Origin of the sequence: Streptosporangium sp. NPDC000509, assembly GCF_042898365.1 — a bacterium.
GTDB lineage: Bacteria > Actinomycetota > Actinomycetes > Streptosporangiales > Streptosporangiaceae > Streptosporangium.
Window position 1 is genome coordinate 246,938 of sequence record NZ_JBIAYX010000013.1, and the last position, 14,995, is coordinate 261,932.

13 protein-coding genes are annotated in these 14,995 nt (G+C 71.0%); 5 read left to right on the forward strand and 8 right to left on the reverse strand.

All coding sequences use genetic code 11. From position 1 onward, the window contains the following. Positions 1-8: 8 nt before the first annotated feature. Entirely contained in the window at positions 9-452 is a 444-nt protein-coding gene (locus ACFY3D_RS24605; protein WP_389983030.1) for a MerR family transcriptional regulator, read from the reverse strand. A gap of 100 nt (positions 453-552) precedes the next feature. On the opposite strand from ACFY3D_RS24605, the gene ACFY3D_RS24610 reads away from it, so the two are divergent. Continuing rightward, complete coding sequence (locus ACFY3D_RS24610; RefSeq protein ID WP_350949064.1) at positions 553-1,602, forward strand: aldo/keto reductase; 1,050 nt, start codon at positions 553-555, stop codon at positions 1,600-1,602. A gap of 21 nt (positions 1,603-1,623) precedes the next feature. On the opposite strand, the gene ACFY3D_RS24615 is transcribed toward ACFY3D_RS24610, so the two are convergent. From ACFY3D_RS24615 to ACFY3D_RS24640, 6 genes are all read right to left on the reverse strand, one after another. Continuing rightward, positions 1,624-3,153 (reverse strand): N-acetylmuramoyl-L-alanine amidase, encoded by a 1,530-nt coding sequence (locus ACFY3D_RS24615; protein WP_389983033.1) that lies wholly within the window; start codon positions 3,151-3,153, stop codon positions 1,624-1,626. A 167-nt stretch (positions 3,154-3,320) separates the two neighbouring features. Continuing rightward, positions 3,321-3,554 (reverse strand): zinc-ribbon domain-containing protein, encoded by a 234-nt coding sequence (locus tag ACFY3D_RS24620; protein ID WP_389983036.1) that lies wholly within the window; start codon positions 3,552-3,554, stop codon positions 3,321-3,323. Between the two features lie 97 nt (positions 3,555-3,651). Next, entirely contained in the window at positions 3,652-4,539 is an 888-nt protein-coding gene (locus ACFY3D_RS24625; RefSeq protein ID WP_389983039.1) for a carbohydrate ABC transporter permease, read from the reverse strand. Continuing rightward, complete coding sequence (locus ACFY3D_RS24630) at positions 4,539-5,648, reverse strand: carbohydrate ABC transporter permease (protein WP_389777968.1); 1,110 nt, start codon at positions 5,646-5,648, stop codon at positions 4,539-4,541. Before ACFY3D_RS24630 ends, ACFY3D_RS24625 begins: the two co-directional genes overlap by 1 nt. Positions 5,649-5,717: 69 nt before the next feature. Beyond that, a complete protein-coding gene (locus ACFY3D_RS24635; RefSeq protein WP_389983042.1) occupies positions 5,718-6,989 on the reverse strand; it encodes an extracellular solute-binding protein in 1,272 nt (423 codons plus the stop codon). Between the two features lie 52 nt (positions 6,990-7,041). After that, positions 7,042-8,238, reverse strand: coding sequence for a LacI family DNA-binding transcriptional regulator (locus tag ACFY3D_RS24640; RefSeq protein WP_389983045.1), 1,197 nt, complete (start codon positions 8,236-8,238; stop codon positions 7,042-7,044). Between the two features lie 176 nt (positions 8,239-8,414). Here ACFY3D_RS24640 and ACFY3D_RS24645 point away from each other — a divergent pair, with 176 nt between their 5' ends. Next, entirely contained in the window at positions 8,415-10,550 is a 2,136-nt protein-coding gene (locus ACFY3D_RS24645; RefSeq protein ID WP_389983048.1) for a glycogen debranching N-terminal domain-containing protein, read from the forward strand. Between the two features lie 161 nt (positions 10,551-10,711). On the opposite strand, the gene ACFY3D_RS24650 is transcribed toward ACFY3D_RS24645, so the two are convergent. Then, positions 10,712-11,641: a dienelactone hydrolase family protein gene (locus ACFY3D_RS24650; RefSeq protein WP_389983051.1), complete on the reverse strand. Its 930-nt coding sequence runs from the start codon at positions 11,639-11,641 to the stop codon at positions 10,712-10,714. A 367-nt stretch (positions 11,642-12,008) separates the two neighbouring features. Here ACFY3D_RS24650 and ACFY3D_RS24655 point away from each other — a divergent pair, with 367 nt between their 5' ends. The 3 genes from ACFY3D_RS24655 (at position 12,009) to ACFY3D_RS24665 (ending at position 14,963) form a co-directional block, all read left to right on the forward strand. Then, positions 12,009-12,998: an AraC family transcriptional regulator gene (locus ACFY3D_RS24655; protein WP_389983054.1), complete on the forward strand. Its 990-nt coding sequence runs from the start codon at positions 12,009-12,011 to the stop codon at positions 12,996-12,998. A gap of 231 nt (positions 12,999-13,229) precedes the next feature. Continuing rightward, entirely contained in the window at positions 13,230-14,453 is a 1,224-nt protein-coding gene (locus ACFY3D_RS24660) for a styrene monooxygenase/indole monooxygenase family protein (RefSeq protein ID WP_389983057.1), read from the forward strand. A gap of 9 nt (positions 14,454-14,462) precedes the next feature. After that, positions 14,463-14,963, forward strand: a complete 501-nt coding sequence (locus ACFY3D_RS24665; protein ID WP_389983061.1) for a flavin reductase family protein — start codon at positions 14,463-14,465, stop codon at positions 14,961-14,963. The last annotated feature ends 32 nt before the right edge of the window (positions 14,964-14,995 follow it).

The following is a 14,995-nucleotide window of genomic DNA, read 5'->3' on the forward strand; positions in this document are numbered from 1 at the left end:
GCTCTCCCTCAGGACCGTTCCGCGCGCCCCGGCTTGTTCTCCGATGACGGCGGCGCGACGCACTCGTGGCCGGCGCCGCCCCGGTCGATGATGTCCTCGTACACCCCGACCTTGTGGTTGATCAGGTCCAGGCAGCGGGAGAGCTGGTCGATCTGGGCGGTCACCCGCTCCCGGTGCAGGCGCAGGAGGGCGAGCCGCTCCTCCTCGTTTCCGTCTCCCCGCCTCACCATCTCCGTGTACTGGCGGATCGCGGGCAGGGGCATGCCGGAGGCGCGGAGAATGACGCAGAGGATGAGCCACTCCACGTCGTCCTCGCCGTAGACACGGCGCCCGCCGGGGTCACGCCGGACGGGATTGGCCAGGATGCCCTCGCGCTCGTAGAAACGCAGCGCGTGAACGCTCAACCCCGTGCGCTCGGCGACCTGCCCGATGCTCAGACCCGTTGTGCCCATGCCGGCCAGAATACGGACTTGACCTAGAGTCGACTCTAAATCCTACGATGCGGGGCGTCGCGACACCACGTCCGGAACGACCATCAAGGGAGCACGACCCATGCGTTATCGCGTCCTCGGCGGCACCGGTATCGAGGTGAGCGTCCACTGCCTCGGAGCCATGATGTTCGGCGCCGTCGGCAACCCCGACCACGACGACTGTGTCCGCATCATCCACGCCGCCCTCGACCAGGGCGTCAACTTCGTCGACACCGCGGACATGTACTCCGCCGGAGAGTCCGAGGAGATCGTGGGAAAGGCGCTCAAGGGGCGCCGTGACGACGTCGTGCTCGCCACCAAGGTGCACTTCCGGATGGGGAAGGGCCCCAACCGGAGCGGCAACTCGCGGCGCTGGATCATCAAGGAGGTCGAGGAGAGCCTCCGGCGGCTGGGAACCGACTGGATCGACCTCTACCAGGTCCACCGCCCCGACCACTCGACCGACATCGAGGAGACGCTCTCCGCGCTGAGCGACCTCGTGCACCAGGGGAAGATCCGCGCCTTCGGCTGCTCGACCTTCCCGGCCGAGGAGATCGTCGAGGCGCACAACGTCGCCGAGCGCCGCGGGCTGCAGCGCTTCAGGACCGAGCAGCCGCCCTACTCGCTGATCGCCCGGGGAGTCGAGGCCGCCGTCCTGCCGGTCTGCCTGCGTTACGGGATGGGGGTGCTGACCTGGAGTCCGCTCGCCTCGGGGTTCCTCACCGGCAAGTACCGGAAGGGGCAGCCCGTCGACCTCTCCACCGGCCGCGCCTCGCTCACGCCCGCCCGTTTCGACCCCTCGATCCCCGAGAACGCCGCCAAGCTCGACGTCGTCGAGAAGCTCGTCGAGCTCGCGACGGACATCGGCTGCTCGCTCCCCGAGCTCGCCGTGGCCTTCGCCGCGGCGCATCCCGCCGTCACCTCGGTGATCACCGGGCCGCGGACCATGGACCAGCTGGAGGGGCTGCTGAAGGGCGCCTCGCTCACCCTCGACGACGCGACCCTCGACCGGATCGACGAGATCGTGCCGCCGGGAACGAACCTGTACCAGCCCGACGGAGCCTGGCGCCCGCCCTCGCTGACCGACACCGCGCGGCGGCGGCGACCGCTCACGGAACGCGCCGCGGGTTAGCAAGGGGAGCCCCGGGGGAGTTCAGAGCCGGGTGAGGCGTACGGCGTCGGCGACGATCAGTCCCGTGCCGGAGGTCCAGCGGCTCACCCCGACGGTGTTGTACGTCCCGGCCTTCAGGGCGAACGTCCCGATGCTCCGCCAGGCGCCGCCCCCGGCGCGCTGGTCGACGTAGACCGTCTTGCTGCCGGAGGAGGTGGCGACGATGTACGGGGCGGATACGTTGTGGCCGGGGGCGGCCGGATACCAGACCTCGACCTGGTAGGTGGCCGCGGCGGGGACGGTGAACCGGTACCAGGCGACGTCACTGGAGGTCACCGGCGTGGTCTGGCGGTGGTCGGGGCCGTGGCGCCCGGCCGCCTGGGTGGAGGTGGTCCAGTTCGCGCTCGCGGTGAACGCGCCGGCGGTGGAGTTGTCGACGGTCGCCGACCAGGGCGCGGTGTCCCCGGTGACGTAGCGCATGTACTTGGCCCAGTCCCAGTGGGAGCCGGGGTCGGTGTGCGTGGCGCCGGGAACCTGCTTGTGCCCGATGATGTGCGAGCGGTCCTTGGGAATGCCGTACTTGTCGCAGAGGGCGCGGGTCAGGGCCGCCGAGGCGCGGTACATCGCGTCGGTGAACCAGGAGGCGTTGTTGATGAACCCCTCGTGCTCGATCCCGATCGACCTGGCGTTGTACGAGCTGTTCCCCGCGTGCCAGGCGACGTCCTTGTCGCGGACCATCTGGGTGATGTCACCGTCGGAGGAACGGACGACGTAGTGCGCGGAGACCTTCGCGGCGGGGTTCTGGAACCAGGAGATCGTGCCCGCGTACGCCCCCTGGGTGACGTGGATGACGACTCGATCGATCTTTGAGCTTTTCGGCCTGTTCGCGACGGCCCGGTTGCCGGCGTGGGCGGCCACCCAGCTCGCGGCGGGGTAGTCGGGGCTCGGGGCCTTGGCGGCGAGTTCCCGCACGCCCTCGTAGGCGCCGCGATCCACCTGCAGTTCCACGGCCGCGACCGTGACGACCTCGCCGCCCGCGACGGTGGCCACAAGGCCCTTGCCGAGGAGGTCGTAGACGGTGTCGGCGTACAGCCTGGCCGTCTCCGAACCGGAGGCGTTGCCGTACCTGGCCACGGCCGGGTACCACAGTCCGGCGTCCTTCCTGGCGCCTGCGTCGAGGCCGAGCGCGTCGGCGTAGGAGCGCAGCACCGCGGCGCCGCCGAGGATGTTGGCCGCGTCGTCCCTCTTCAGGGTCGCCGCCGGTGTGCCGGTCAGCTCGGCCGCGCGTTCCAGGACGCGTACGGCGGGGGTGCTGAGAAGGTGCATCACCCCGTACCCGCCGCTCGCGCTCGGCTCGCCGCCGTGCCCGTCGAGGTGCGTCTCCGCGTACGCGAGGGCGACGAGCAGGTCGCGTGGCACGTCGTAGCCGGCGGAGGCTCGGGCGAAGGCGTCCGCCAGGGGGCCCGCGGACCGGGCGCTCGCCGTCTGGGCGGGCGCGAGGAGCAGGAGGGCGAGAACGGCGGACAGGATCGCGGCTGACCGGCGGTGCGGGCGCGGCCGGGCGTTCTGCACGGAGTCTCCTCAGGAATCGGGGGTCCGGGTCCCCTTCGGACACCGGCTGATTCGGCACCGTAAAGCAGAAACGCGACAAGTGTAAATAATTAACACTTCTTTGTTTGTTTCAGACAAATCCCTTCTTTCATCTGATAGGTCGATATATGTGCAGGTGAAGAAGGGGGTCAGTGGATTGCCAGCCGGTTCGCCTCGTCCTTGGTGATGGCGTACGAGGCCGCGCAGAAGGTGCACTGCATCCCGTATCTCGTCCGTACCGGAAACAGCGGGACGAAGAACAGGCTGAACTTGGTGACCCGACGCGACAGCACCTGCGCCGCCGTGTTGCCGCAGTTGCGACAGGTCAGGGTTACCACCCCGAGCCGATGGGCCACCGTACGCAGACCGAAGATGAGCATCATCCAGACATACCCGGTACGAGCGTGCTATGCCTCGCCCCGTGTCACCCGACGAAGTCTGCCGGGCCTGAGCGCCCGGCAGACTCCCCGTCCCGCCGCCTCACCCCTTGTCCGCGCCCTCGTTGGCGCCCCGGATGAAGTAGCGCTGGAAGATCACGAAGATGATCGCGACCGGGATGGTGGCGAGCACCGCCGCGCCGAGTTTGAGCGGATACTGGCTGCCTTTTCCAAGAGAGCCGCTGACCAGGTCGGCGAGGCCCCGCGGCAGGGTGAACAGGCTGGGATCCTGGACGGCCACCAGGGTGTGCGGGAACTCGTTCCAGCTGCTCTGGAAGGAGATGATCGTCAGGGTGATCACGGCGGGCCGCCCCATCGGCAGCACCACCGACCAGAAGGTGCGGAAACGGCCCGCGCCGTCGATCCGCGCCGCCTCCTCCACGCTCACCGGGATCGACTCGAAGAACTGCTTCATGATGAAGACCCCGGCCGCGTCCGCGATGATCGGCAGGATCAGCGCGGTGTAGCTGTCGTAGATGCCGAGCTGGTTCAGCACCAGGAACTTCGGGATGAACAGCACCACCCCGGGGACCGCCATGATCGCGACGATGGAGGTGAAGAGCGCCTTGCGTCCCCGGAAGCGCAGCCGGGCGAGCGCGTATCCGGCGAGGGAGTCGAAGAACACCCGGCCGACGGTGATGACGACGGTCACCAGCAGCGAGTTGCCCAGCCACAACGGCATGCCGGTGTCGACGAACACCCGCTCGAAGCCGGCCAGCGTCGCCGGGTCGGGGATCGGCGAGAGCGGGTTCGCCGCGGCGTCGGGCTCGGTCTTGAACGAGTTGGCGACCTGGATGACGAACGGGTAGAGGAAGACCAGCGAGAAGAAGACCAGGACGGCGTACCCGCTGAAGGTGGAGAACAGCGAGCGGAGCACGCCCGTCCTCCCCGGATCCTCGGCGCGGTCGGGAGGGGTTCTGGCCGCGGACATCATGCCCTCCTTCGGTGCGGCGCGCGGCGTTTCGCGACCCCGCCGCTCCCGGCGTCCCTGTCGCGCATGACCCACCGCTGGAACGCCGCCAGCACCACGATGAGCACGAAGAGAACGAACGAGATGGCGGCGCCGGAGCCGTAGTCGAGCTCCTTGAAAGCCGTCTGGTACGACAGGAAGGCCGGGGTCAGGGTGGTCTTCGCGGGTTTGCCCTGGCTCATCACGTACACCTGGTCGAAGACCTGCCAGGTGGCGATCAGTCCGAGGGTGAGAACGAGGAACAGGGTCGGCTTGAGCATCGGCAGCGTCACGTAGCGCAGGCGCTGACGGGAGGTGGCGCCGTCCAGCTTGCTCGCCTCCTCCAGGGTCACCGGGATGTCCTGGAGCGCGGCGAGGAACATCAGCATGAACGTGCCCGAGGTGGTCCAGACGACCAGGATGATGATCGTGCACATGGCCACGCTGGGACCGGACAGCCAGTCCCACCACGAGAGCCCGAACGGGCCGCCGCCGGTGAGCGCCTCGGGAGGTGCCTCTGGGTCGACGAGGCCGACGGAGCCCAGTAGCAGGTGCAGTACGCCCCGCGCGTCGGAGAACCACGGGGGCCCGCTCACGCCGGCGAACGCGAGCAGCCTGTTGACCGCTCCGGAGTTGCTGAAGATGAACAGGAACAGGACGCTGATCGCCACCGAGCTGGTCACCGAGGGAAAGAAGAAGGCGGTGCGGAAGAAGGTCTTTCCCCTCAGCATCCGGCGGTTGACGATCAACGCCAGGCCGAGTGCGAGGATCGTCTGGGCGGGCACCACGATCAGCACGTAGTAGAAGTTGTTGCGAAGGCTCGTCATGAAGTTCAGGCGGGTCAGGTTGTCCCGCGCGAACAGCTCGGTGTAGTTGTCCACGCCGACGAACGGCACCTGCGCCCGGAACGGGCTGCCCTGCCCGTTCCAGTCGGTGAGGCTCACCCACAGTGCCATCAGGATCGGCAGCAGCATGAAAAGGGTGAGGATCACCACCACCGGCGCCACGAAGAGCCAGCCCGCGATGTTCTCCCTGGTCCTGTCACCAAGCCGGCGCGCGGGTCGCCGTGATGCGGTCGTTGTCTCGGCCACGTAAGTCTCCCTCATGCCCGGTGCGCGGCCCCGGCCCTGTCCCGGGCCGGGGCCGCGCACCGATCTGACTCAGTCGCCGAGCGCGGCCTGGGTGTTCTTCTGCAGGTTCGCCAGGATCTTCTTGGGGTCGCCCGCGGGCAGCTGCTGGATCGCGGTGTCGAAGTCGGCGAGCACGCTGTCCATCTTGGGGGCGTTGACCGGACCCTGGGCGTACTCGGCGCCGTCGACGAACGGCGCGTCGTCGGGGAAGGCCTGGGTGAAGGCGTCCTTGGCCGACTGGCGCGAGGGCATCACGCCGAACGCCTTGGCGAAGGTCATCTGCTGGTCGGCCTTGGTCATCGCCTCGACGAAGGCGATCGCCTGCTCCTTGTATCTGCTCTTGGCGGCGATGCCCCAGCAGGTGGTGAAGGACAGGGTGCCCTTGCCCTTGGGGCCGGCAGGCAACTCGTGGGCGCTGTACTTGACGTCCGGGTAGTCGGCCTTCATCGCGCCCTTGATCCAGTTGCCCTCGATGGTCATCACGGCCTTGGTCTTGCCGAAGGCCTCGCCGCCCCAGCCGGCGTCCACCTGCTTGGGGAACTGGGCGAGCTTGTCCTTCAGCAGGCCCCGTACGTAGTTCAGGGCCTCGACGTTCTCGGGGGTGTCGGCGGTCGCCTTCTTGCCGTCGGGGCTCACGATCCAGCCGCCGGCCTCCACCATGAACGCGCCGAGCCGGTCGCGGGTGTCGCCGATGACGAGCGGTGTGACGTCCGGAACCTTCTCCTTGAGCTTCCTGGAGACCGAGGTGAGCTGCTCCCAGGTGGTCGGCACGTCGGCGTCGGTGAGCCCGGCCTTCTTCCACAGGTCGTCGTTGACGATCAGCGCCAGCGTGGAGAAGTCCTTGGGCACGCAGTAGAAGGTGCCGTCGTAGGTGAACGTCTCGCGCAGGCTCGGGTAGAAGTCGGCCGCCTCGGAGATCTTGTCCGCGTACGGCTCCAGGGCTCCGACGCTCGCGTAGTCGGCGAAGCGCGCGGCGTCGACGTAGAACACGTCCGGCGGGTTGCTCCCGGCGAAGGCCTGACCGAGCTGCTGGGTCAGGTCCTGGGCGGGGGTGATCGTCGCGGTGTTGCCCGAGGAGGCCGACCACGCCTGGGCGGCCTCGCGCAACGCGTTCGTCTCCGCGTCGCCGGAGGAGCCGAAGAGCACCTGAAGGTTGGCGGGCCCGCTGCTCTGCGGGGCGCTGCTCTGCCCGGCGGAGTCGTCGAAACCACTGCCGCAGGCGGCCGTGGTGGCGAGGGCGCCCGCGGCGAGCGCGGCGAGCGCCGCGCTCCGGAGGCCGTGTCGCTTGGTCGGCTGTTTCATCGTGCTTTTCCAATCTTTCTGGGGGGGGGTGATCCGAAAAGGAGTCAGGTGTTCATCCGGCCGGGTGGTCATGCGGCCACGAGGACTGCCGCAGGACGAGGGACGGCTGGAGCAGGAGGTGCGCACCGGCCTCGGGGGTGTGGGAGGCCGCGGAGATCACGGAGGCCGCGGAGGTGCCGGGGTCGCCGGGGGAGGGCGGGTCGAACAGCCGGGTGAGCAGGCCCACGCAGCCGGCCGCGGCCTCGGCGAGCGGCTGGCTCACGCTGCTCAGCCCCACCGCCCTCGCCACCGGCGTGTCGTCGAAACCGATCACGCTGACCGGGAGGCCCTCCTCGTCGCCGGCCCGTCCCGCGACCGTGAGACGCCCCTCGGCCGTCAGGCGTCCCGAGGCGATCAGCTGTCCCGAGGCGGTCAGGGAGCGGACGGCGTGCAGCGCGCCCAGGGCGAGCGAGTCGCTGGCGCAGACCAGCGCGGTGATCGGCCGCTCGGCACGCAGCAGTTCACGGGCCGCCTTCTCGCCGTCGGCCACCCCGTCGTCCGTGGCCTGGTCCAGGCCGGCCGGGTCGATCCCGGCGGCGGCGAGGGTCCTCGCCCAGCCGGACCTGCGGTCGTCGCCCACACCGGAGCCTCGCGGCCAGCCGAGGAAGCCGATCCGCCGGTGACCGGCGTCGAGCAGGTGGCGGGTGGCCGCCGCGGTGCCGGCCGCGCCGTCCACGTCGACCCAGGGGTACCCCGGATCCGCGGTCGTCCCGCCGGAAGCGGCGTCGCCGTCTCCCGCGTCTCCCCAGGGCCGTCCGAACGTGACGAACGGCAGCCGCCGCTCGCGCAGCCACGCGGGGCGGCCGTCGCCGTGGTAGGTGCTGGTGAGCACGAAGGCGTCCGGCTCGTGGCTTCCGACCAGCTCGTCGAAGGTGTCGATCTCCGCACGCTCGTCGCCCGCCGCGTACAGCAGGATCCGGTATCCGGCACGGGCCGCCGAGGCGGTCAGCCCGTGCAGGAAGCGGTCCAGGACCGAGCCGTTGATCCCGTCCCGGTCGGGTTCGATACGCGTCGCGATCAGCCGTGATCGGCCGGTTCGCATCTGCCGGGCGGCCTGGCTGGCCCGGTAGCCGAGCGTCTCGATCGCCTCCCGCACCCGGTCGCGGGTCTCCTCGCGGACGAGTTCGGGACTGTTGAGCACGTTCGACACCGTCTGGCGCGACACCCCTGCACGGCGCGCGACGTCGGTGATCGTCACTTTTGCAGCCATTTGCACCCTTCTAGGGGTTTGAACGTTCAAAGGGGTATGAGGCATGATTGGATCGTTCAAGTAAACGGAGCGTAATGGTTGGATCGTTCAAGTAAAGAGAGTGTTTCGCAATGTGCACCCCCCGGCCGTCTTCTGTCAAGACGTCACCGGCTCGATACGATCTCAGGGAGTCAGTCGTGCTCGACGACGCCTCATCCCCCAGCCCACAGGCGGTCGCGGTGGGCGGCTCCGCCGACGCCTACCGCCTCCAGCCCCTGCTGCACGATCTCGTCAGCACCGTGCTGGCGCCGACCGTCGCGCTGAGCGGCGGCGACGGGCAGATCCGCCCGGCCGGTGTCCAGGGCGTGTTCCACGCGGACTCCCGCGCCCTGTCGCGGGCCGTCCTGACGATCGACGGCCGAGAGCCCGAGGCCGTGGGCCACGCCCAGAGAGGGCCTGGCGCCACCGGGTTCGTCACGCTGGCCCGATGGCTGGGCGACCCCGTCCCCGATCCCACTGTACGGATCGAGCGGTTCCGGCAGGTCACACCGGGTGGCATGGAAGAACGCGTCGAGATCGTCTCCAGCGCGACCGTTCCCGTCGCCGCCGTCGTCAGCCTGGAGCTGGGCTGCGACTTCGCCCCCATCGAGGTGGTCAAGTCCGGCGGCGACACCGCGGAGGCGGCGGCCGAGCGCACCGCGCCCGATCAGATCTCCTGGAACTCCGGCGGCGTCCGCGTCGTGGCGACCGGTACGGGCGCGCGGGCCGAGTCCGCCGGGTCCGCGCGCACGGCTTTCCTGCGCTGGCCGGTCGAGTTGGCGCCCCGCGCCAGGGTCACCCTGTCGTGGCGGGTCGAGGTACGCGACCCCCAGGCCGTGGTGACCGCGCCCGATCGCCCCGCCGAGTGGGCGGGCGAGGAAACTCTCCGGGTCGTCGCCGCCGACCACCGGCTGAGCAGGCTCTTCGAGCAGTCCATGGACGACCTGCGCTCGCTGCGGCTGGCCGAGACCGCGGCCCCCGGCGACGTCTTCCTCGGCGCCGGAGTGCCCTGGTTCCTCACCCTCTTCGGCCGCGACAGCATCTGGGCCGCCCGCATGCTGCTGCCGCTCGGCACGGAACTGGCGATGGGCACCCTGCGGGTGCTGGCCCGAAGGCAGGGAACCAGGCTGGATCCGGGCTCCGGCGAGGCCCCCGGGAAGATCATGCACGAGCTGCGCCGGCACGACTTCACGGTCGAGGGCAACGACCTGCACCTGCCCGCCGCCTACTACGGCACGATCGACGCCACCCCGCTGTGGATCGCCCTGCTGCACGACGCCTGGCGCTGGGGTGCCCCCGCCACGGAGGTCGCCGCGCTGCTGCCCCAGCTGGAAGCCGCCCTCGGCTGGCTCGGCCACCACGCCGACCCCGACGGGGACGGTTTCATCGAGTACATCGACACCAGCGGCCGGGGCCTGGCGAACCAGGGCTGGAAGGACTCCGGCGACGCGCTGCGCTTCCACGACGGCCGCCAGGCCCAGCCGCCGATCGCCCTGGTCGAGGTGCAGGGCTACGCCCACCAGGCGGCCAGGCAGGGAGCCGACCTGCTGGAGGCGTTCGGCCGCCCCGGCGCGGCCCGCTGGCGCGAGCACGCCGCGGCGCTGGCCGAGCGCTTTCGAGCCAGGTTCTGGGTGGAGGGACCACAGGGCAGGTTCCCCGCCCTCGCCCTGGACCGGGACAAGCGCCCCGTCGACGCGCTCACCAGCAACATCGGGCACCTGCTCGGCACCGGCCTGCTCACCGGGGTGGAGGAGGCGGAGATCGCCGACCTCCTCGTCTCCCCGCAGATGGCCGGTGGCTTCGGCCTGAGGACGATGTCGGCGGACGCGGGCGGCTTCAGCCCGCTGTCCTACCACTGCGGGTCGATCTGGGCGCACGACACGGCGATCGTGGTCGCCGGACTGGCCCGCGCCGGGTTCGCCACGCACGCGGCGACCCTCGCCGAAGGGCTGCTCACCGCGGGCGAGACGTTCGGCTACCGGCTGCCCGAGCTGTTCGGCGGCGACGACAGGTCGGCATTGGGGCGTCCGGTTCCCTACCCGGCGGCCTGCCGCCCGCAGGCGTGGTCCGCCGCCGCCGCGGTGACCGTCGTGCACGCGGCACTCGGCCTCTATCCCGACGTGCCCGAGGGGCGGATGCTGCTGCGCCCGCTCGCCGGTGCCCCCCTGGGTGCGGTCTTCGCGGGAGGTCTGCGGGTCGCCGGAGCGGAGGTGAGCGCGGCCGTCGACCGGGAGGGCGAGGTCGTCGTGACAGGTCTGCCCGAGGGGATCCTCACCGAGCGCGCCTCGACCTGAGCCGGGCGTGCCCGGACCTGAGCCGGGCGCGTCACCGTACCGCGCAGGCGGGTGGGGACGCGCGGATGGGCGGGACGTGTGGGACGTGCGGCGGGAGGCTTCCCGGAGAGGGCGTTCGCCGACCGCCGCGGCGCGGGCCCGTCGGCCGCCGGACGGGACGCTCAGCCCAGGTGGCGGCCGAACCAGTCCAGGACACGCCGATAGGCCTCGGCGGCGGCGCCGGCGTCGTAGCGCGGGCCGGTGTCGTTGAAGAAGGCGTGGCCGACGCCGGGAAACGTGACGATCTCGTGTTCCAGGCACGCCCTCTCCAGGGCGGTTCCGGCCTTCTCGCGGGTGGCGTTGACCCGGTCGTCCCGCTCGGCGTAGATCGCGAGGACGGCGGCCCTCGCCCCCGAGAGGTCGGCGTCGCCGGGAAACGGGCCGTAGAACGGGACGGCCGCCGACAGGCGCGGCTCGTCCGAGGAGAGCAGCAGCCAGGTCATGGCGCCGCCGAGGCAGAAGCCGATGACGCCGAGCCTCTTGCCGAAGGCGCCCCGCTCCAGCTCGCCCAGGGCGGCCTTCATGTCCGCGGCGAGGCGCTCGGGGGAGAGGGCACCCAGCGCCGCGGTGGCCTGAGCCGGGTCCTCGAAGGAGGCGGTCCCGCCCTCGCGGGAGAGCAGGTCGACGGCGAGCGCGCAGTAGCCGTCGGCCGCCAGGCGCCCGGCGACCGACCGGATGTGGTCGGTGAGCCCGCGGTTCTCGTGGATCACCAGCACCGCGCCTCGCGGGTCCGCGGGCGCCGCCCAGGCGCCCCTGAGGGTGACGCCGCTCTCGGTGCCGGGGAAGATGATCTCCTCGGTCGGCAGGGGCGAGGAGATCGGGGGCGGTTCGCCGCCCGGTGGCACGGTGGACGCCGTCGCCGTGTCGGATCCCGTGGCGGACGGCGCGGTCGCGTTCCCTCCGCCGCTTTCCCAGGTCGCGAGCAGAGCGACGGCGGCGGGTGCCTCCAGCCCGAGGAGGGTGAGGCGGTGCAGCGCCTCGTGCCGGGGGACGAGCCCCGCCGCGTGGTCGACCGCGACCTCCTCCGCGAGGTACCGGTGAAAAGACGTCACCAGCACACGGTAGGACCGGCGCATGAAAGCCACGGCAAAGTCGGACCACGTGCCGCCACCCGAAAACCGGGGAGCGCGCGGCCTCCGACGAGGGTCTCCCGAAGGCCCCCTCCGCGGTGACCCACGCGGATTCCACGTGCCCGTGAGGACGCCGCCGGCCTCGCCCGCGAGACCTGTCCACTATTGGACACGCTCCCTCGGGCTTTTGCGTATTTCTCCATGGTCGGCCGGTTCCGATCCGTAGATCATGTGAGGACCGGCCGTGCGCGACCTCGCGTCGTCCTACGCACGCGGCGGCACGTGCGGAGATGCACGAGCACAGATGGTTACAGACGGTTATAGAGAGTTGCGGAGGGTTGGAGGGTCGATGGGCGAGGGTGGAGCGCCGGTCCCGCTCGGTAACCGGCCGGTCTTCGACACCGCGGACCTCGACGAGGCCCGCGAGCTGGTGGCCGGAGTGTTCTGCCCCCACCGGCTGGAGCTCACCGGTGGCACCTCCCGGCTGGCCGCGCGGCTCAACTCGGTCCAGCTGGGCACCGTGCGGGTGAACTACCTGGACTACGGGGCGGACGTCCGCATCGAGCCCGGGGAGCTCGAATCCTTCTTCCTGGTGCAGATCCCGCTGGCCGGGCGCAGCCTGATCCGGTGCGGCGGCCAGGAGATCGTGTCGACGCCGGGTCTGGCCTCCCTGCCGTCGCCGTCGGAACACCTCGACATGCGCTGGGCGGCCGGCTGCCCCCAGCTGATCGTCAAATTCGACCGGCCGGTCGTCGAGGACGCCATGGAGCGGATGCTCGGGGAGCGGCTCGACCGGCCGATCGTCTTCGACCTGGGCATGGACATGACCGCCGGCTGGGCGAGGGCCTGGAAGGCGATGGCCGACCTGATCGTCAGGGAGGCCGAGTACGGCGACGGGCTCGCCGCGCAGCCGCTCGCGATCGCCCACCTGGAGAACGCCATGCTCTCCTCCCTGCTCACCGGGCAACCGTCCAACTACCTGGAGCGGCTGAACGCCCCCCGGCCTCCCGCCCTGCCCAAGGTGGTGCGCCGGGCGATGCGGTACATCGACGACCACGCCCACCTGCCGCTCACGACGGACGAGGTCGCGAGCGCCGTGGCGGTCAGCGGACGCTCGCTCCAGGAGGGCTTCCGCCGCCATCTCGGCCTGACTCCGATGACCTACCTCAGGGATGTGCGCCTGGGCAGGGTGCACGACGAACTGGCGGCCGGCGATCCGGCCAGGTGCACCGTGACGAAGGTGGCGGCCCACTGGGGCTTCCCGCACCAGGGGCGTTTCGCCGCCCTCTACCGCGCGCGCTACGGCCGGACGCCGTCCCAGACGCTACGCGGCGGCTGACGGCACTCGGCCCGGCAGTCGGACGGCCATGACGTCGAGGTGAGGACGAATCGGGGAGGGGCGGGGGAGGATCCCGCGCCAGACGGATGGAACCCGCGCTGAGCGGATGGCATGGGCGGCGGCGGCCGTCGTACCTTTTCACCAGGCGCCGCTCGATCGTTCCCCGCTTCGGGGAAGCCCTCTCAAGGCATCCCCGAAGCTCTCGAAACCTCCTCGAAAGGACACCTCACCATGCGCAGAATCCTCGTCGTCGGCGCCGGTCAGGCGGGCCTCCACCTCGCCCTCGGCCTGCTGCGGAACGGCTACGACGTCACCGTCGTCTCCAACCGGACCCCCGAGGACATCCGCGACGGCCGGGTCATGTCCAGCCAGGCCATGTTCGGCACCGCCCTCGGCCACGAGCGTGACCTCGGCCTGGACCTGTGGGCGGACGGCTGCCCGCCGATCGACGGGATCCAGTTCGCGGTGGCCGGCCCCGACGGGGACCCGGCGATCCGCTGGGCCGCCCGGCTCGACGCCCCCGCCCGCTCGGTCGACCAGCGGCTGAAGATGCCCGCCTGGATGGCCGAGGTGGAGCGGCTCGGCGGGAAGATCGTCATCCATGACGCCACCGTGGAGGACCTGGAGGGCTACGCCGCCCAGTACGACCTGGTCATGGTCGCCGCGGGCAAGGGATCGATCGCCTCGCTCTTCGAGCGGGACGCGTCGCGCTCGCCGTACCACGCCCCGCAGCGGGCCCTCGCCCTCACCTACGTCAACGGCCTCACACCGCGGCCCGACCACTCCGCGGTGTGCTTCAACATGATCCCCGGGGTCGGCGAGTACTTCGTGTTCCCCGCCCTCACCGTCACCGGCCCCTGCGAGATCATGGTGTTCGAGGGCGTCCCCGGCGGGCCGATGGACCGCTGGGCGGAGGTCGCCACCCCCGCCGAGCATCTGGCCATGAGCAGGCGGATCCTGGAGACCTTCCTGCCGTGGGAGGCCGAGCGCGCCGCGGACGTCGAACTCACCGACGCCGGCGGTGTCCTGTCCGGCCGCTTCACGCCGGTCGTGCGCAGGCCGGTGGCGACGCTCCCGTCGGGCGCCCCGGTCCTGGGCGTGGCGGACGTGGTCGTGCTCAACGACCCGATCACCGGGCAGGGGTCCAACAACGCCGCCAAGTGCGCGGCCTCCTACCTGTCCGACATCCTGGAGCGCGGCGAGCGGCCGTACGACGCGGCCTGGATGGAGCGGGTCTTCGAGCGCTACTGGCGAGACGCCCGGCACGCCACCGCCTGGACGAACGCGCTGCTCGCGCCCCCGCCACCGCACGTGCTGGAGCTCCTGGGAGCGGCCGGAGGGTTGCCCGAGGTGGCCTCCCGTTTCGTCAACGGCTTCGACGACCCGTCCGACTACGCGGACTGGTTCCTGGACCCGGCCGGCGCGGCCGAGTACCTGGCGCGGGCCGGGAAGTGAGGCGGAGCCATGAGATCCCTGCGCGACGCCCTCGGGCAGTTCGCCACCGGGGTGGCGGTGGTCACCGCCGCCACCCCACGGGGTGGCCGGCTGGGCGTGACCGTCAACTCCTTCACCTCGGTCTCGCTCGACCCGCCGCTCGTCCTGTGGTGCCTGTCCCGGCGGGCCCCCAGCGCGCCGGCCTTCGCCGAGGCGGAGCGGTTCGCGGTCAACGTCCTGGCCGCCGGCCAGGAGCACCTGTCACGGCGGTTCGCCACACCGCTGCCCGACAAGTTCGCCGGGGTGGAGACCCGTCTCGCCCCGGGCGGGGTGCCGGTCCTCGCCGGAACCGTCGCCCACTTCGCCTGCCGCGCGGTGACCACGTACGACGGGGGTGACCATCTGATCTTCGTCGGGGAGGTCGAGCACTTCCGGAGAGGGGAGGGCGACCCGCTGGTCTTCCACTCGGGGGGCTACCGGGCGCTCTCCGCGCCGGACCGAGAGATGGCGCTCTGCGAACCCGGACGGTGATTCAGGGCAGGTCAGCCGGGGTAAGCCCCGAA